We start from the raw sequence: 17,302 nt of genomic DNA, 5'->3' as shown, positions 1-17,302 counted from the left end.
AAAAATGAAATTACATAAACAACTATTTTTTCTCTTTTTAACCATTTCTGCAATCGCTTTCTCACAATCGGATGCTATTTTAGAAAATAAACAGTTTTCTGTTAAAGTGGTTGTGCAAGCAAAAGAAAGTAGAAAACCTATAAAAAATGCAGATGTTTCTGTTGCTGGCAGAAATTACCCTTATTCTGTAATAAATGAAAATTACTTAATAAAAGCTAAAGTTGGAGATCAATTAATAGTCTCTCATCCAGATTTTGATACTGTTTTTGTTACTATTAAATCTGATGAAGATATTAAGGTATTAGTAGAAGGTTTTGATGAGGTAAATAATAACTATTCTAGAAAAAAAATAATATCGAAAAAAAAAGAAGACCATTATTTTGAACACCTAGATTCTGCAAAATATTATAAAAAATTAGATATAAATAAAAGTGTTTCTTTTATAGAAAAAGCTTTAAAGGGTAAAAAAACTAGAGATAGAAATGCTGCTACTTATAAATTATTAGGAGATATTTATTTGTTCTGGAAACAATACGATTTAGCTGTAAATAACTATAAATTATCGATACAAATAAAAGAAAATAGATCTGCAAAAATAGCTTTGGCAAATGCTTATTATTTATTAAAAGACTATAATTTAAGTATAAAAAATTATCAAGAATTAACTAAAGAAAAGTTGGGTGATTACCAAAATATTATTGTTTTTGAGGGTTTGGGTGATGCAAATTTGGCGTTAAAAAAACACAATACAGCTATAAATTATTACAAACAATCTTTATCTAAAGCCCAAAAAAGTAATACAGTTTCTAAAATTACAGATTTAAACTCTAAAATTGCTCAAGGTTTAGCAGCACAAGGTAACATTGTTCAGGCAGATTTAAAATTTAAAAATTCTTTAAATCTAGCTTCTAAAGAAAATGTAAAAAGGGCTTTAAAAGAAGAAGAAAAAGTAGCCAATTTTTACAATCAAAACAAACGTTATGATGATGAGATTAAGTTAAGAAAAGAAAGTTTAAAAAAAGCAACATCAAAAATTAGTACAGAAAAAGAAGTAAATAACGAACCAGATTCTATTACTTCTCAAAAAATAAACTACAAAATAGGGAATGCTTATATTTTAAAACAAGATTACAAAGAAGCTATTCCTTTTTTAAAAAAGAGTATAGAAGATGCAGACAATAATAAAGATATTGTTGTGCAAAAAGATGCTACAAGAAAAATTTCTGAAGTGTTTGCAAATTTAGGTGAGTATGACAAAGCATTAAAAAACTACGAAAAATATGTGGCTTTGGTAGATTCTCTTTACGTTAGAAAAGAACAAGAAATTCAGCAAGTAAAACGATTTTCAAAAAAAATAGCAGATAACCAAAATAGAATTACAAGTTTAGAAAAAGACAAAGAATTGGCACAAAGTAAAATTAGTTTAGCTTACGTAGACCAACGTTTGTCAGAAGAAAGTAACCAAAGACAAAGAGTTATTATTTATGCATTAATTGGTGGATTTTTGTTGATGTGTTTACTCGCTTATTTTATGTTTAGAAATATAAAACAACAGAAATTAGCCAACAATTTATTGGCATTAAAATCTATGCGTTCTCAAATGAACCCACATTTTATTTTTAATGCTTTAAATTCTGTGAACAGTTTTATTGCTGTTAATGATGAACGAAATGCAAATCGTTATTTGTCGGAATTTTCTGTATTAATGCGTTCTGTTTTAGAAAACTCTGATGAGGATTTTATTCCTCTGCATAAAGAAATAGAATTGTTAGAACTGTATGTAAAGTTAGAACATAATCGATTTAAAGACAAGTTCGATTATCAAATTAAAGTAGATGAAACCATTAATTTAGACCAGTTTTCAATTCCACCAATGTTATTGCAACCTTATATAGAAAATGCCATTTGGCATGGTTTGCGTTATAAAAAAGAAAAGGGAAATTTAGAAATCAGCATTAACAAAAAAGACAATGAAACTGTACAAATTATAATTAAAGATGATGGAATTGGTAGAAAACATTCTCAAGAATTAAAAACCAAGAATCAACTGAAACAGAAGTCAAAAGGAATGAGTACCATAAAAAACAGAATTGCCATTCTAAATGATATGTACAAAGAAAGAATTTCTGTAGAAGTTGCTGACATACAAGAAAATGGAGAAGGTACAAAAGTGGAGTTGTTATTGAAAAAAGCCTAAAGTTAGCAAACAAGTTTAGCCCTGATTGTAGCATTTGTTTGAGCTCTTTTTTTGTTGTCAGTTCGAGTAAATTTGCTTTTTCTGCAAATTTGTATCGAGAACAAAACAAAAAAAAGCGAGTGCGAAAAGCAGGTTTCTGCTTCTAAAAAATAAAATTTATGAAATTAAAAGCCATAATAGTAGAAGACGAACAAATAAGCAGAGAAATTCTCCGAAATTATTTAAGTAAATACTGCCCAAATGTTACATTGTTGGGTGAAGCCCAAAATATAGAAGAAGGTTACAAACTGATTCAAAAACATGATTTAGATTTGGTATTTTTAGATGTAGAAATGCCCTTTGGAAATGCGTTCGATTTATTAGAAAAAGTAGAAAACAGAACTTTTGAAACCGTTTTTGTAACTGCTTACGACCATTATGCAATAGAGGCTTTAAACAACCACGCAAGTTATTATTTGCTAAAACCTATTTCTATAGATGAGTTGATAAAAGCCGTAAATATTGTAACAGAGATTAAGGAAAAAGAAAACGAATTACAGCATCAAATATTAGCGCCAAAAACAAATTCTGCGAAAGGAAAAATAACGATTCCACAACAAGATGGTTTTGAAGTTTTAGATATTAATGATATTGTATTTTGCAAAGCAGATGATAATTATACTGAAATTCATCTGGCAAACTCTAAAAAGTTAGTAAGTAAAACCTTAAAATATTTTGAAGAGGCTTTAAAAGATTATACGTTTGCAAGAATTCATAAATCGTATTTGGTAAATGTAAATGCCATTACCAAATACAAAAAAGGAAAAGGAGGAAGCGTAATTGTTTCTAGTGGAAAAGAAATCTTGGTTTCTGCTTCTCAAAAAGCGAATTTATTGTCGTATTTTAAGTAAAAAAAGCCCATCTTATTCTTCCCAAAGGGAAGAGAAATCAATATGGAAACTGGAACAAAAATTTGTGAATTAAATGTAACACTGTTTTTTTTTGTTATAGAAATATTCTAAATTAAACCTTAAACCTTAAACCTTAAACCTTAAACCTTAAACCTTAAACCTTAAACCTTAAACCTTAAACCTTAAACATGCCCATCATAAAACCCGTAAATAACAAACATCCACAAATACCAGAAGATTGTTTTGTGGCAGAAAATGCAACCATTCTTGGTGAAGTTTCATTAGGCAAAGAATGCAGTATTTGGTACAATGCTGTCATTAGAGGAGATGTACATTTTATAAAAATTGGCAATAAAGTAAATATCCAAGATGGAGCTGTAATTCATGCAACATACCAAAAATCGCCAACCACAATTGGTAATAACGTTTCTATTGGGCACAATGCCATTGTACATGGTTGTACTATTCATGACAATGTTTTGGTAGGAATGGGAAGTATAATTATGGACGATTGTGTTGTGGAATCGAACTCAATTATTGCAGCAGGAGCAGTGGTTACTAAAAACACACATATAGAAAGTGGAAGTATTTATGCAGGAGTTCCTGCCAAAAAAGTAAAAGATATTTCTAAAGAATTAATTTCTGGAGAAATAGACAGGATTGCCAACAACTATGTAAAATATTCGAGTTGGTTTAAAGAATAAATTTCAAAAAAAAGAGGCTGTCAGAAAAGTCAAGAAATTAACTATTTGTCATATTGAGCCTTTCGTCTTCGCTTAAGACAGGCTTTGTCGAAATATGATTGATAATCAATGAATTATAAAACTTCGACAAGCTCAGTTTGACATACTTAACTACTTTTTAGACAGCCTTTTATATCAATTTTAGAACAAAATAGTTTTAAGCATTTAAAGGTTTTCCATCCCAAGCAGCTTTTGCAGCTTCTTTTACAGCCTCAGAATAGGTTGGATGACCATGACAAATTCTTGCCAAATCTTCTGCAGAAGCTCTGTACTCCATAGCTACAGCTGCTTCCATAATTAAATCTGCAACTCTTGCACCAACCATGTGTACACCTAAAATTTCATCAGTATTTTTATCTGCTAAAACTTTTACAAACCCATCTATATCTCCACTTGCTCTAGACCTTCCCAAAGCACGCATAGAAAATTTACCAGCTTTATAGTCAATTTTTGCCTCTTTTAATTCGTCTTCTGTTTTACCAATAGCAGCTACTTCTGGCCAAGTATATACAATACCAGGAATTAAATTATAGTCTATATGTGGTTTTTCGCCAGCTAAATATTCTGCAACAACAACACCTTCTTCTTCAGCTTTATGAGCCAACATTGCTCCTTTTACAACATCACCAATGGCGTAAATATTTTTAACGTTTGTTTGTAAATGACTGTTTACTTCAACTTGCCCACGTTCGTTAACTTCTACACCAACTTTTTCTAAACCTAAACCTTCTGTATAGGCTTTTCTACCAACAGCAACCAAACAATAGTCTCCTTTAAATTCTACTTCAGCACCTTTTTTGTTATTCGCTTTTACAATTACTTCATCTCCATTTCTTTCTACAGCAGTAACTCCACAGCTTACATTAAATTTTATACCTTGTTTTTTAAGTACTTTTTGAAGTTCTTTAGAAACATCAGCATCCATAGTTGGTGTAATTTTAGGAGCATATTCTACAACAGTAACATCTGCACCTAAACGTTTGTAAACAGACCCCAACTCTAAACCAATAACACCACCACCAATTACAATTAAATGTTTAGGCACTTCAGGTAATTTTAATGCTTCTGTAGAAGTTATAATACGTTCTTTATCGATAGAAATAAAAGGTAAAGTTGATGGTTTTGAACCTGTTGCAATAATGATGTTTGTTCCTTCAATTACTTCTGATGAACCATCATTTTTAGAAATTTTTACATGAGTAGCATCTTCAAAAGAACCTAAACCTTCGTAAACATCAATATTATTTTTGTCCATTAAGTATTTAATACCTCCAGTTGTAGTTTCTACCACTTTTGCTTTTCTTTCTATCATTTTTCCGAAATCGAAAGAAGGTTTTTCTACAGAAATCCCATGTTCTTCAAAATGATGCACAGCATCATAATAATGATGAGAAGAGTCTAACAATGCTTTAGATGGAATACAACCAACATTTAAGCATGTTCCTCCTAAAGTTGCATATTTTTCTACAATAGCTACTTTTTTTCCTAGTTGAGAAGCTCTAACTGCAGAGATATATCCTCCAGGACCAGAACCAATAACAATAATATCGTATTTCATAAGAGATGTTTTTTGCGAATACTTTAACCTTTCGATTTAGTTTTTAATAATAGTTGACAAAAATACGGATATTTTTATAGAATAAAGTTAGATTTTAGTAGTTTTACCCTGTTTTAAATCTTAAAATTTACCCAATGAAAATTCTAAAAAAAATAGGTATTATTTTACTAGTTGCATTAGTTATAGCACAGTTTTTTGGTCCTGAAAAAAATGATGGAAATATAGATACTGTAAATGCATTTATTGCAGAAACAAATCCGCCTGAAGAAGTTCTTAAAATTTTAAAAGAAAGTTGTTTTGATTGTCATTCAGACAAAACAAAATATCCTTGGTATAACAGTATTACTCCAATAAATTACTGGTTGGCAGACCATGTTAAAGATGGGAAAAAACATTTAAATTTTTCGAATTGGAGTAATTATTCTTTAAAGAAGAAAGAACATAAAATGGATGAGTTGTATGAAGAAGTAGAAAAAGGAGAAATGCCTTTAAATTCTTATACTTGGACGCATTCTGAAGCGAATTTAACTCAAGCACAAATAGATGCAATTGTAGCTTGGGGTAAAAAAATACAAGCAGATTACAAGCAACAAATGAATGCGAAATAATTGGCAAAACAAAGGGTTTTAATTATTGGGTATGTTTGGGTAGAACCCAATTCTTCTGCTGCTGGTAGTAGAATGTTACAGCTTATTAAACAATTTTTAGCAAAAAACTGGGAAATAACTTTTGCATCTCCAGCTCAAAAAAATGAGAATGCTTTACATTTATCTACTCTAGGAGTTAAGGGAGTTACTATTGAGTTAAATAATACGTCTTTCGATAATTTTATAACCAAACTACAACCCACAATTGTACTTTTTGATCGTTTTATGATGGAAGAACAATTTGGTTGGCGAGTTGCAGAATATTGCCCAAATGCACTCCGAATTTTAGATACAGAAGATCTACATTTTTTAAGAAAAGTAAGGCATCAACAATTAAAAAAAGGAGAAGAGTTTACTAATGAAGCTTTGCTAAAATCGGAAGAAGCAAAAAGAGAAATTGCTAGTATTTTACGATGCGATTTGTCTTTAATCATATCCACTTTCGAAATAGATTTGCTAAAATCTGTTTTTAAAATTGATGAAAAAATCCTCTATTATTTGCCTTTTTTATTAGATAATATTGATGAAAGTCAAATTAAAAAATGGAAACCATTTGAAGAAAGAGCGCATTTTGTTTTTATTGGTAATTTTTTACATAAACCAAATGTTGATGCAGTTATCACTTTAAAAAAAGAAATTTGGAGTGAAGTTAGAGCATATCTTCCAAATGTAGAAATGCATATTTATGGTTCTTATGTAAATCAACAAATACAAGAATTACACAATAAAAAGGAAGGTTTTATCATTAAAGGTTTTGCTGAAAACTCTCAAGAAGTTGTAAAAAAAGCCAAAGTAGTTTTAGCACCTTTACGTTTTGGAGCAGGTATAAAAGGGAAATTAACAGAAGCCATGCTTTGTGGTACACCATCTATAACTACCAAAATTGGTGCAGAAGGAATGCATAAAAATTTACCTTGGAATGGTTTTATAACTAACAATTGGAATGATTTTGCCCAAAAAGCCATGGCATTGTATGAAGATAAAATTTTATGGGGAAAAGCTCAAAAAACTGGTGTAGAAATCATCAATAATATTTATGATAAAGAAAAATTTAGCCAGCCTTTTATCAATCAAATTGAAAAATTACAACAAAACTTAGAACAGCATAGAACTCAGAATTTCTTAGGAAATTTGCTACAACATCAAACTTTACAGGCTACAAAATACATGAGCAAATGGATTGAAAGCAAAAATAAATCTTAGTTTTTTGCTGTTTTTAAATGCTGTTGAAACCAACTGATAATTTCATCAAAAGAGTCAAATTTAGAATAGGGTAAGGAATGACTTTTTTTATCATAAACCTTTAATTGATACTTTTTATTTAGTTCTTGTAACTTAGATGCCATACCTAATGCTTGCGAAACTTTTACTCTTCCATCTTGCCTAGAATGTAGAATGTATAGAGGAGTTTTTATTTTATCTGCCCATGTTAAAGCATTTCTTTCTCTAAAATAAAATTCCTTTTTTTCTTCAAAATTAGGAAGAACATTCCTAAAACCTAAGTAATTTTCTTCATCACTTAAATCATCCCATCCTTTTAAAAATATGGGTCTGTCTTTAGTTCCTGCTTTAAAATTTGCAACTCCTCCTATAACAGCAGCAGCATTAAGATTTATTTTAGATAAAGATTTATAGGTCATTAAGCCACCTCTAGAAATCCCCATCATAAAAACATTATTAGCATCTACATATTCTAATTTTATAATTTGCTTGTATAGGTTAATAACATCATCTATATCATTACCAGCAATTTGGTCATATTTTCCTTTTTTACCTACATATCTATAATTACTTCCTACTACAATAAAACCGCTTTTAGCTAGGTAATAAAAATCAGGAAAATCTTCTACAGATAACTTTCCAAAATTTCCTGTACCACCTCTATTATAAATAATTACTGGGTATTTTTTTTGATTTATTAATTTATTTTTACACATATAGCCTTCAATTACAAGAGAATCGCTCTTGTAATTAAGTTTTAAAAATGCGTGTGTTTTTTGGTTTTTTGCTTTTGTGTAAGAAATAGAATCGTAACGATATTTTCCTAAACCACTAATATTTTTATAGTTTTTCTCTAATTTTATTTCTTTAATATTAAAAAGAATATCCTGACTTTGTAAAGACGTAAATGAAATAAATATAAGAAGAATTGTGTATTGTATTTTTTTCATACTGATAAATTTACGAACTATTTTTCTTTCGGAATATAATCTAAAGGTAAAGCATTTCCAAATTTTTCATAAGACCAATATCCTTCATAATATACATCTAAAGGACTATGAAGCACACCATCTTTGCTTATGGCAGAAGGTCTTTTTAATGGAATAATACTCGATGTTTGGTATAATGCTTTTCTTGGTTTGCTAAATGCATTTCTTAAAATAAACCCATTTTCTTCTTTTTCTTTCGTGTACACTACAGAAATGTTGTGTTCAAAATCTAAATAAGGAATACTATCTTTTAGAGAAATAATATCGGTTTGCAATATTTTAGATTTGTATAAATAATCTTTAAACTTTGGTAAACGTACTTTTCTTAATACAACAATTGCAGAATCTAAAGCATTTTGAGGCACTGTAATATTTTTTGAAAAATTAACCCTAGATTTAGACAATCTAACCAGTTGCCTTGCTTTTTTAATTGTCTCTTCAGAAGGTCTTTCTGGGTTAGGCACTCTTTTAAATTGATTTACGATAAATCCTTCTTTGTAAATTTTATTCTGTATCGCAGATTTTAAAAAGTGAATAGCTGAGCCATTGTAAGCTTTTAATCTATTTTCTTTCCAACGTTTTTGTTTTCTTTTGTTTCCTTTTAAATTTTCATATCTAGAATAACCTAAATAAGAAACGTAATTTTTGTTAATTTGAAAATCGATTAAATCGTAGGTAATTAAATAGCCCAAGCCTTTGTGCATTATTTTTAAAGGTTTTCTTGGGTAGGCAGTTAAAATGTTTTCTTTTGCATTGTATTCAAAATGAATTACTTTTGGATTTAAAATTTTACAATCTTTTGCTAGTTCTGTTCTGCCAATAAATTCTTGTTCAAATCTTTGTAAATTGTATTTCCATTCATCATCATAAATCGTTTTTTTGATAATGATTTCATCCAAAACATTTTCATCTTCTAATAAAGCAAAGGTTAATGGTTTTTTGTAGATTTTGGTGTTTAGATTGTAATTTATGGTTTTAAAACCTAAAAAAGATACAATTAGTTGATATTTTCCTTCTTTAACAGGTAAAGAAAACTGACCTTTATTATCTGTTGTAGTGCCTAACATTGTATTGTTAATATATACAGCAGCACCTTCTAAAGGTTCATTTTTATCATATACAGTACCTTTTATATTTATTTGAGAAAAAATAAACTGCGCACAAAAAATAAATAAAAATAAAAATTGATTTTTCACTGGTTAAAAATAACAAATGAAAAATCAATTTTATAAAACTTTTTGTTAATTCGTTGCAAGAAATTATAACAAACCAGCGCGTTTTAAAAGTGCATCTGGTTTTGGTTTTGCACCTCTAAATTTTTTGTACAATTTCATCGGTTTTTCTGTGCCTCCTTTAGAGAGCACATAATCTTTAAATTTGGTAGCTACTTCTTTGTTAAAAATTCCTTTCTCTAAGAAATACTCAAAAGCATCTGCATCTAAAACTTCTGCCCATTTGTAAGAGTAATAACCAGCAGAATATCCACCTTGAAAAATATGAGAAAAAGCAGTGCTCATTACATTTTCTGCAACATCTGGGTATAATTTGGTGTTTGCAAAAGCTTCATTTTCAAATTCTTTAATAGAGGTAATTTCTGAAGGGTTTTTAGAATGCCAACTCATATCTAACAAACCAAAACTTAGTTGTCTTAAAGTTTGCATCCCTTCATGAAAACTGGCAGATTCTTTAATCTTTTCTACATATTTCATTGGAATAATTTCACCAGTTTTATAATGTTTGGCAAATAGTTCTAAAGCTTCTTTTTCATAGCACCAATTTTCTAAAACTTGACTTGGCAATTCTACAAAATCCCAAGAAACCGAAGTTCCAGACAAACTGTTATAAGTAGTGTTTGCTAGCATTCCATGTAAAGCATGGCCAAATTCATGAAACAACGTAGTTACTTCATTAAAAGTAAGTAGAGAAGGTTTTGTATTTGTAGGTTTTGTAAAATTACAAACAATAGAAACATGAGGTCTTTCGTTAATTCCGTTCTTAATTTGTTGCGGTTTGTTAGAAGTCATCCAAGCACCATTTCTTTTGCCAGCTCTTGGATGAAAATCAGCATAAAAAACAGCAATAAAATTGCCATTATTATCAGTTACGTTATACGTTTTTACATCTTCATGATAGGTGTCAATTGTAAAAACTTCTTCAAAATGTAAGTCAAAAAGACGATTTGCAATTTCAAAAACACCATCAATTACATTTTCTAATTGAAAATAGGGTTTTAGCAATTCTTGGTCTAAATCAAAAATTTCTTTTTTTAATTTTTCTGAATAATATGCACCATCCCATTTTTGGAGTTGATCTATTCCATCTAATTTTTTAGCATAATTTTCTAAATTTTTAAATTCTCTTTCTGCAGCAGGTTTTGCTTTTTCTAATAGTTCATTCGAAAAATCGATTACTTTCTCAGGAGTTTCTGCCATTCTTTCTTCCAAAACAAAATGAGCATGTGTTTTATAACCTAACAGGTTTGCTCTTTTATGGCGCAGATTTACAATGTTTAAAACAATTTGTTCGTTATTGTTTTTATTGTCTTGAAACCCTTTTTTACCAGCAGCAATTGCCATTTTTTTACGTAATTCTCTATGGTCTGCATAGGTCATAAAAGGAATGTAGCTTGGGTAATCTAAGGTAAAAACCCACCCTTCTTTACCTTTTTCTTTTGCTAATTGATGTGCAGCCTCTTTAGCAGATTCTGGCAAACCAGATAAATCTTTTTCATTCGTTAAATGCAATTCAAAAGCATTGGTTTCTGCCAATACATTTTCACCAAATTGTAATGATAATTTAGAGAGTTGTGCGTCTATTTTTCTTAATTCTGCTTTGTCAGAGTCATTTAAATTTGCCCCATTTCTAGCAAAGCTTTTATATTGTTTTTCTAAAAGCATTTTTTGCTCAGAAGATAAATCTAAATTTTTTCTATCCTCAAAAACAAATTTTACTCTTTTAAATAATTCTTCGTTTAAAGTAATATCATTTCTAAACTCACTTAACCAAGGAGAAACTTCTTGTGCAATTTTTTGAATTTCATCATTGGTTTCAGCAGAATTTAAATTGAAAAAAATAGATGTAATTCTGTTTAGTTTTTCTCCTGTAAAATCTAAAGCAACTGTGGTGTTTTCAAAAGTTGGTTTTTCATCATTTTTAACAATAATGTCTATTTCTGTTTTGGCTAGCTCTATGCCCTTTTTAATTGCAGGTTTATAATGTGCATTAGTAATTTTAGAAAATGGAGCTGTATCAAAATTTTGTAAAAGTGGATTCATGTTTTGGGTATTCAATATTTAACATTTAAGTTAATTTTAATGTTTGATCTAAGAATTTTGAATTTTTTTTGCTGCTTTTTCTACCTTCAATTTTAACCCTTCTTTGTAAGCTATAATTTTATCTAAAACGCATTTATCTGAAGCACCAATAATTTGCGCTGCTAAAATACCTGCATTTTTTGCACCATCTAAAGCAACAGTAGCAACAGGAACGCCTCCAGGCATTTGTAAAATAGATAAAACAGAATCCCAACCATCTATAGAATTTCTACTTTTTACTGGAACTCCAATTACTGGCAATGGACTCATAGAAGCTACCATTCCTGGTAAATGTGCAGCACCACCTGCACCAGCAATAATTACTTTTATACCTCGTAAATGTGCGTTTTTAGAATAGTCTACTAATTTTTCTGGAGTTCTGTGAGCAGAAACAATATCTACCTCTATTTGAATATCAAAACTCTCTAAAATATCTATTGCTTCTTGCATTATTGGAAGATCTGAATCGCTTCCCATTATTATTCCTACCATTTCTAATTTATTAAGTTAATAATAACATTTATCATCATTTCTTTTTCATTTGGATTGCTTTCTGCAATCATTAAAGTTAGTGCAACTAAAGTATTATTTTCTATCCTTTTAGCGTTATTATCTTTATACAAATATTTGTTTTTATTTAAATACCAAACAAATAACCATGCAGCAATACGTTTATTCCCATCTGTAAACGAATGATTTTTAACTACAAAATATAATAAATTTGCGGCTTTCTCTTCGATACTTTTGTACAATTCTACACCATTAAATGTTTGGTCTATTGTTGCAATTGAGCTTTTAAAGGATTGGTCTTTTTCGTTTCCGAATAAATTAGAGCCCCCAAATTTTATTTTTAACTTTTCAATAGCTTTTTTTGCCTCTTTATAATCTATTTGATAAGAAACAGTATTATTTACTCTATCTTTAGTTAAAGACTGATGGTCAAACTTATCTAAAATATCTAATGCTGAAGAATAATCAGATAAAACATCAATCAGACCTTCTGTGTCACTCGTTAATTTTGATGTTCTTTGTACGAGCTGAATCGTTTTTTGGAGTTGTTCTAAACGCTTTTCGTTTACAGAATATCCCTTTGTAAGATTTTCTTTTAATACGTTTGTAGCCCAAATTCTAAATTGAGTTCCTTTTTTTGAGTTAACTCTGTAACCGACAGAAATTATAACGTCTAAATTGTAAAAAGTAACTGGTTTGTCTGAATTTGCAATATGCATTTTTTGCATATTGCTTTTTTTATCAAGTTCACCTTCTTTAAAAATGTTGTTAACATGTCTTGAAATAACAGATTGATCTCTCTCAAATAATAGTGATATTTCAGACTGAGAAAGCCATAACGTGTCTCCATCAAATTGTATTTTAACTTCTACAGAATTACTATTTGTTTTATAAATAATTATATCCTGCATATTATACTGTGGTATTTATTTTTTTAAAATTAACTACTAAAAAATACTTGTTTAATAAATGAGACATGTGGGTTTTTTGTACAAATTCAAGTTTTATTCAGAAATAACTCTAATATTTTCTTTAACTTTTTGAGCTATTTCTCTTGCTTTATCAATATCAGGGTTTACAATAGTAACATGTCCCATCTTTCTAAAAGGACGTGTTTCTTTCTTCCCATAAATGTGAGGTGTAACTCCATCAATTTTTAAAATGTCTTCTATATTTTCATAAACAACATCACCAGAAAAACCTTCTTCACCCACTAAATTTACCATAATTCCTGCAACTTTGCTATCTGTATTTCCTAAAGGAAGGTTTAAAATACTTCTTAAATGTTGTTCAAATTGATTGGTGTAACTTGCTTCTATGGAATAATGCCCAGAATTGTGTGGTCTTGGAGCCACTTCGTTTACTAAGATTTTGTCATCTGTAGTTTGAAACATTTCTACAGCCAATAAGCCTATAAAATCTAAATCACTTACTACTTTTAAAGCAATTTCTCTTGCTTTTTCTGCTACTTGAGAGTGTATTCTTGCAGGACAAATAACATATTCTACTTGGTTGGCTTCTGGATGAAATTCCATTTCTACAACAGGATAAGTTGTTGTTGCACCATCTGCATTTCTTGCTACAATTACAGCCAATTCATTTTTAAAAGGAATGAGTTTTTCTGTAATACATTCTACTTTTGGTAAACTGTTTAAATCATCTATATTTCTAACAATTTTAACTCCATTTCCATCATAGCCAAAACGTGCAGCTTTCCATACAAAAGGAAAATCTATAATGTTATTTTCGTAAGAATGTTTTAGTTCTTCTAAGTATGCATAATGAGAAAATGCTGCTGTAGGAATTTGATGATCTACATAAAAGTTTTTTTGCCTAGCTTTACTTTGAATAATTCTTAAATCTTTTGGTTTTGGATAAATCGTTAAACCTTCTGCTTCCAACTTATCTAACGCATCTAAATTTACGTTTTCTATTTCTATAGTTAGTAAATCTACCGTTTTTCCAAACTTGTAAACCGCATCAAAATCTAATAAATCTCCAACAACAAAAGTGTTGCAAATTTCTGCACAAGGTGCATTTTTGTTATTGTCTAAAATAGAGGTATGAATATCGAGTTTTTGAGTTTCTGCCAATAACATGCGCCCTAATTGACCACCACCTAAAACGCCTAATTTAAAATCTGAAGAAAAGTAATTTTTCACTGTAAAAGTTGTTGTGTTTTAGCAAAAATACACAACTTAGATAAAGTATACTATTAAAAATTTGTGATTCGAATTACACTTCCATTTTTAATGACCCTATATTCTATAGCAGGACAAAAAAAACCACTTGTTTGAGGGGCTCCTCCAATACCTTTTCCAACTCCATATTCACTATCATCACATTGGCATTTTAATACAATTCCCCTTTCAAAAGTCATAGGTTTGTTACAATCATTAGCAGGACATAATTTATCATAAGCAACAAATTCACTTCCGTTTACATTTAGTAAAAGAATTCCTTTAGAACCACCAGATAATTCTGCAAAACCTCCAGGAACTAACACATTTATTAATTGAGGATTATTTAAATCGTTTGTAATATTAACAGGCAAAGTTCTAATACATCCCCCTAAATTATCATTATTTGAGCAATTTAAAAATCCTAAAAAAGTAAATAAAAGAAGTGTTTTTTTTATCATGCTAATGATTCGTTTGAATAATAACGATTGCAATTTACAAATATTTTGTACATTTGTAATCTAATCTCATTCCTATTTAGGTAATGGGATTTTTAATTTAAAATTGTAAAAGGTTTTTTATTGATGAAAGTGAATTTTTTTGATTATTTATCAAAAAATAAGGAAGAATTTTAAAACAGCAAAAAATGAGCGATATATCTTATTATTCAGCAGAAGGATTGAAAAAATTGAAAGATGAATTGGTAGAATTGGAGCAAGTAGAACGTCCAAGAGTAACACAAGAAATTGCAGATGCAAGAGATAAAGGAGATTTAAGTGAAAATGCAGAATATCATGCAGCAAAAGAAGAACAATCTCATTTAGAGTTTAAAATTGCAAAATTAAAGAACGTAATTGCTAATGCAAGAATTTTAGATGAATCTCAATTAGACACTTCTAAAATATTGATACACTCTAATGTGGTTATTAAAAATACTGCAAACGGAATGGAGTTTAAATACAGATTGGTTGCAGATTCTGAAACCGATGTTAGAAACGGAAAATTATCTGTAAACTCGCCAATTGGAAAAGGTTTGTTAGGAAAAAAAGTTGGAGAAATTGCAGAAATTCAAGTGCCAAGTGGTATTATGAAATTTGAAATTGTAGAAATTTCGAGATAAAAGTTAATTTGTCATTATCAACGAAATGTAATGAAGTCTAAATGACAAGAATCACTTATAAATTCGGATTTTAGAATCTCTAAAATTCGAATTCTTTTTTATATTTATTAATTACTAATCACTAACCAAATGAGCATATTTACCAAAATAATTTCTGGAGAAATACCAAGTTATAAAGTTGCAGAAAATGATAATTTTATTGCTTTTTTAGATATCAATCCTAATGCAAAAGGACACACATTAGTTGTGCCTAAGAAAGAAGAAAACAAGATTTTTGATTTAAGGAAAGAAGAATATTTAGACTTAATGGATTTCTCATACAAAGTTGCTAAAGCCATAGAAAAAGCGGTTCCTTGTAAAAGAATTGGAGTTAGTGTTATTGGTTTAGAAGTACCTCATGTACATGTGCATTTAATTCCGATAAACGAAATGGCTGACATGCAATTTGTAAAAAAGGAAAAATTAACCAATGATGAGTTTGTTGCTTTGGCTGAGAGTATTGCAGAAAAATTTTAGTAATATGAAAGAATGGATAAAGCTGGGCTTAGGTTGGGGTATTTGGATGTTTATTGCAATGGCATTTTTTTGGCCTTTAATTGATGGTGAAAAAATTACTCTTAAAATTACATTAACTAAATTTATTTTTTGGATGCTTAGTGGTTTAGTCTTTGGCTATATAATGGTAAAATTTAGAAAAATCAGAAAAAACTAAACTTTATCCAACAAAATCTCAAAAGTAGTTCCTTTTCCAATTTCCGATTTTTGCACAGCTATTTTTCCTTTATGGTAATCTTCAATAATTCTTTTAGAGAGCGATAAACCCAAGCCCCAACCACGTTTTTTTGTTGTAAAACCAGGTTTAAAAACTTGTTTGTATAATTTTTTAGGTATCCCTTTTCCTGTGTCAGAAATTGTAATTTTTACTTTTTTAGTAGTATTTTCTATAGCTAATTTTAATGCTCCTTTCCTTAACATTGCATCAATAGCATTTTTAATCAGATTTTCAATTACCCAACCAAAAAGTTCTGTATTTAAGTTGGCATAAATTTCTTCATTTGCAGATGTAAAAGAAAAAGAGATTTGTTTGGAACTACGAGATTCTAAATAATCGAAAGCCTGTTTAGAAATAGCAACAACATTCTGTTTTTTTAGTTCTGGAATAGAGCCTATTTTAGAAAAACGGTTGGCTATAGTGTTTAAACGTGCCACATCTTTTTCAATTTCGTTCACATAAGTTTTGTCTACATTTTCGGTTTTAAGAATTGCAATCCAACCTAATAAAGAAGACAAAGGCGTACCAATTTGATGTGCAGTTTCTTTAGCCATTCCTGTCCATAACTTATTAGTTTCTGCAATTTTATTTGAATTGTAAAAAAGATAAACAACAGACAAAAATAATATCAAAATTAAAATTAATGCTAAAGGATAATAGGTGAGTTTATTTAAAACATCTGAGTTTCTGTAATAAATTAATTTCTTGTTTTTACCATTATAACTGATTTCTATGGGGTCATTTTCTGACTTCATTTTTTCTAACTCAGATTTTAAAAAACCAGGATCTAATAACTTTATAGAATCTAAATGTTGATGCTCGATTTCTCCGTTTTCGCTTACCATAATCATAGGAATGTTATTTATATTCTCTAAAATTTTTAAAGGCAAATCTACATTAGCATTCAAATCTGGGTTATTCACAACTTCTTTTTGAGCAGCTACTAAAATCTCCATTTTTATACGTTCTTCATTTTTAAATTTTTGAAAGAAAATATAGGTGTTCCATAAAATTAGTGAAACAATTACTAAAGAAATTAGTACTGAGATTCTTTTAAATAAAAGTCTGTTTGTTAAAAAATTCATCAAAACAAATATAAAGGTTTCAACAATATAACTCGTTTAAAGATTTGATAGTATCTTTACCTAACAATTTTTCACA

The 17,302-nt window shown here is 29.2% G+C and carries 17 protein-coding genes; 8 read left to right on the top strand and 9 right to left on the bottom strand.

The genetic code is table 11. The features are described 5' to 3' along the window. Nucleotides 1-4 precede the first annotated feature (4 nt). From ACY2RW_RS02055 to ACY2RW_RS02045, 3 genes are all read left to right on the top strand, one after another. Nucleotides 5-2,197: a tetratricopeptide repeat-containing sensor histidine kinase gene (locus tag ACY2RW_RS02055; protein ID WP_490121032.1), complete on the top strand. Its 2,193-nt coding sequence runs from the start codon at nucleotides 5-7 to the stop codon at nucleotides 2,195-2,197. Nucleotides 2,198-2,355: 158 nt separating this feature from the next. After that, nucleotides 2,356-3,087 carry a LytR/AlgR family response regulator transcription factor gene (locus tag ACY2RW_RS02050; RefSeq protein WP_490121031.1) on the top strand — a complete coding sequence of 244 codons (732 nt, stop codon included), beginning with the start codon at nucleotides 2,356-2,358 and terminating at the stop codon, nucleotides 3,085-3,087. A 188-nt stretch (nucleotides 3,088-3,275) separates the two neighbouring features. Then, a complete protein-coding gene (locus ACY2RW_RS02045; protein ID WP_490121030.1) occupies nucleotides 3,276-3,791 on the top strand; it encodes a gamma carbonic anhydrase family protein in 516 nt (171 codons plus the stop codon). Nucleotides 3,792-3,987: 196 nt separating this feature from the next. On the opposite strand, the gene lpdA is transcribed toward ACY2RW_RS02045, so the two are convergent. After that, nucleotides 3,988-5,388, bottom strand: coding sequence for a dihydrolipoyl dehydrogenase (lpdA, locus tag ACY2RW_RS02040; protein ID WP_490121029.1), 1,401 nt, complete (start codon nucleotides 5,386-5,388; stop codon nucleotides 3,988-3,990). Nucleotides 5,389-5,522: 134 nt separating this feature from the next. Here lpdA and ACY2RW_RS02035 point away from each other — a divergent pair, with 134 nt between their 5' ends. Then, a complete protein-coding gene (locus ACY2RW_RS02035) occupies nucleotides 5,523-5,996 on the top strand; it encodes a heme-binding domain-containing protein (protein WP_490121028.1) in 474 nt (157 codons plus the stop codon). After that, nucleotides 5,997-7,238: a glycosyltransferase gene (locus ACY2RW_RS02030; protein ID WP_490121027.1), complete on the top strand. Its 1,242-nt coding sequence runs from the start codon at nucleotides 5,997-5,999 to the stop codon at nucleotides 7,236-7,238. On the opposite strand, the gene ACY2RW_RS02025 is transcribed toward ACY2RW_RS02030, so the two are convergent. The 7 genes from ACY2RW_RS02025 to ACY2RW_RS01995 form a co-directional block, all read right to left on the bottom strand. Then, nucleotides 7,235-8,206 carry an alpha/beta hydrolase family protein gene (locus tag ACY2RW_RS02025; RefSeq protein WP_490121026.1) on the bottom strand — a complete coding sequence of 324 codons (972 nt, stop codon included), beginning with the start codon at nucleotides 8,204-8,206 and terminating at the stop codon, nucleotides 7,235-7,237. The genes ACY2RW_RS02030 and ACY2RW_RS02025 overlap by 4 nt on opposite strands. Before the next feature lie 17 nt (nucleotides 8,207-8,223). After that, entirely contained in the window at nucleotides 8,224-9,441 is a 1,218-nt protein-coding gene (locus ACY2RW_RS02020) for a carboxypeptidase-like regulatory domain-containing protein (protein WP_490121025.1), read from the bottom strand. Nucleotides 9,442-9,504: 63 nt separating this feature from the next. After that, entirely contained in the window at nucleotides 9,505-11,520 is a 2,016-nt protein-coding gene (locus ACY2RW_RS02015) for a M3 family metallopeptidase (protein ID WP_490121232.1), read from the bottom strand. A 48-nt stretch (nucleotides 11,521-11,568) separates the two neighbouring features. Further along, the gene (gene purE / locus ACY2RW_RS02010; protein ID WP_490121024.1) at nucleotides 11,569-12,051 is read right to left on the bottom strand and encodes a 5-(carboxyamino)imidazole ribonucleotide mutase; all 483 of its coding nucleotides are present in this window, start codon (nucleotides 12,049-12,051) and stop codon (nucleotides 11,569-11,571) included. Nucleotides 12,052-12,053: 2 nt separating this feature from the next. Beyond that, nucleotides 12,054-12,980, bottom strand: coding sequence for a virulence RhuM family protein/type II toxin-antitoxin system death-on-curing family toxin (locus ACY2RW_RS02005; protein ID WP_490121023.1), 927 nt, complete (start codon nucleotides 12,978-12,980; stop codon nucleotides 12,054-12,056). A 93-nt stretch (nucleotides 12,981-13,073) separates the two neighbouring features. Beyond that, entirely contained in the window at nucleotides 13,074-14,231 is a 1,158-nt protein-coding gene (locus ACY2RW_RS02000) for a 5-(carboxyamino)imidazole ribonucleotide synthase (RefSeq protein WP_490121022.1), read from the bottom strand. Between the two features lie 53 nt (nucleotides 14,232-14,284). Then, nucleotides 14,285-14,710 (bottom strand): Rieske (2Fe-2S) protein, encoded by a 426-nt coding sequence (locus ACY2RW_RS01995; RefSeq protein ID WP_490121021.1) that lies wholly within the window; start codon nucleotides 14,708-14,710, stop codon nucleotides 14,285-14,287. A gap of 185 nt (nucleotides 14,711-14,895) precedes the next feature. Here ACY2RW_RS01995 and greA point away from each other — a divergent pair, with 185 nt between their 5' ends. From greA to ACY2RW_RS01980, 3 genes are all read left to right on the top strand, one after another. Further along, on the top strand, nucleotides 14,896-15,369 hold the full coding sequence (gene greA / locus ACY2RW_RS01990; RefSeq protein ID WP_490121020.1) for a transcription elongation factor GreA: 474 nt from the start codon (nucleotides 14,896-14,898) through the stop codon (nucleotides 15,367-15,369). 129 nt (nucleotides 15,370-15,498) lie between these two features. Further along, nucleotides 15,499-15,885 carry an HIT family protein gene (locus ACY2RW_RS01985; RefSeq protein WP_490121019.1) on the top strand — a complete coding sequence of 129 codons (387 nt, stop codon included), beginning with the start codon at nucleotides 15,499-15,501 and terminating at the stop codon, nucleotides 15,883-15,885. 4 nt (nucleotides 15,886-15,889) lie between these two features. Further along, the gene (locus ACY2RW_RS01980) at nucleotides 15,890-16,081 is read left to right on the top strand and encodes a hypothetical protein (RefSeq protein ID WP_490121018.1); all 192 of its coding nucleotides are present in this window, start codon (nucleotides 15,890-15,892) and stop codon (nucleotides 16,079-16,081) included. On the opposite strand, the gene ACY2RW_RS01975 is transcribed toward ACY2RW_RS01980, so the two are convergent. Next, complete coding sequence (locus ACY2RW_RS01975) at nucleotides 16,078-17,226, bottom strand: sensor histidine kinase (RefSeq protein WP_490121017.1); 1,149 nt, start codon at nucleotides 17,224-17,226, stop codon at nucleotides 16,078-16,080. The two genes, ACY2RW_RS01980 and ACY2RW_RS01975, sit on opposite strands and share 4 nt — an antisense overlap. Nucleotides 17,227-17,302: the final 76 nt, after the last annotated feature.

This window comes from Polaribacter sp. 2305UL8-11 (assembly GCF_058147165.1).
The sequence above is the reverse complement of the archived record's forward strand: the minus strand, read 5'-3'. Positions and strand labels throughout refer to the sequence as shown.

What these genes read in the sequence shown, in the direction of transcription:
- ACY2RW_RS01980 (WP_490121018.1), top strand. Translation starts at nt 15,890, where the DNA reads ATGAAAGAATGGATAAAGCTGGGCTTAGGTTGGGGTATTTGGATGTTT.
- ACY2RW_RS01995 (WP_490121021.1), bottom strand. Translation starts at nt 14,710, where the DNA reads ATGATAAAAAAAACACTTCTTTTATTTACTTTTTTAGGATTTTTAAAT.
- purE (WP_490121024.1), bottom strand. Translation starts at nt 12,051, where the DNA reads ATGGTAGGAATAATAATGGGAAGCGATTCAGATCTTCCAATAATGCAA.
- ACY2RW_RS01975 (WP_490121017.1), bottom strand. Translation starts at nt 17,226, where the DNA reads ATGAATTTTTTAACAAACAGACTTTTATTTAAAAGAATCTCAGTACTA.
- ACY2RW_RS02055 (WP_490121032.1), top strand. Translation starts at nt 5, where the DNA reads ATGAAATTACATAAACAACTATTTTTTCTCTTTTTAACCATTTCTGCA.
- ACY2RW_RS02005 (WP_490121023.1), bottom strand. Translation starts at nt 12,980, where the DNA reads ATGCAGGATATAATTATTTATAAAACAAATAGTAATTCTGTAGAAGTT.
- greA (WP_490121020.1), top strand. Translation starts at nt 14,896, where the DNA reads ATGAGCGATATATCTTATTATTCAGCAGAAGGATTGAAAAAATTGAAA.
- ACY2RW_RS02015 (WP_490121232.1), bottom strand. Translation starts at nt 11,520, where the DNA reads ATGAATCCACTTTTACAAAATTTTGATACAGCTCCATTTTCTAAAATT.
- ACY2RW_RS02025 (WP_490121026.1), bottom strand. Translation starts at nt 8,206, where the DNA reads ATGAAAAAAATACAATACACAATTCTTCTTATATTTATTTCATTTACG.
- lpdA (WP_490121029.1), bottom strand. Translation starts at nt 5,388, where the DNA reads ATGAAATACGATATTATTGTTATTGGTTCTGGTCCTGGAGGATATATC.
- ACY2RW_RS02050 (WP_490121031.1), top strand. Translation starts at nt 2,356, where the DNA reads ATGAAATTAAAAGCCATAATAGTAGAAGACGAACAAATAAGCAGAGAA.
- ACY2RW_RS02035 (WP_490121028.1), top strand. Translation starts at nt 5,523, where the DNA reads ATGAAAATTCTAAAAAAAATAGGTATTATTTTACTAGTTGCATTAGTT.
- ACY2RW_RS02045 (WP_490121030.1), top strand. Translation starts at nt 3,276, where the DNA reads ATGCCCATCATAAAACCCGTAAATAACAAACATCCACAAATACCAGAA.
- ACY2RW_RS01985 (WP_490121019.1), top strand. Translation starts at nt 15,499, where the DNA reads ATGAGCATATTTACCAAAATAATTTCTGGAGAAATACCAAGTTATAAA.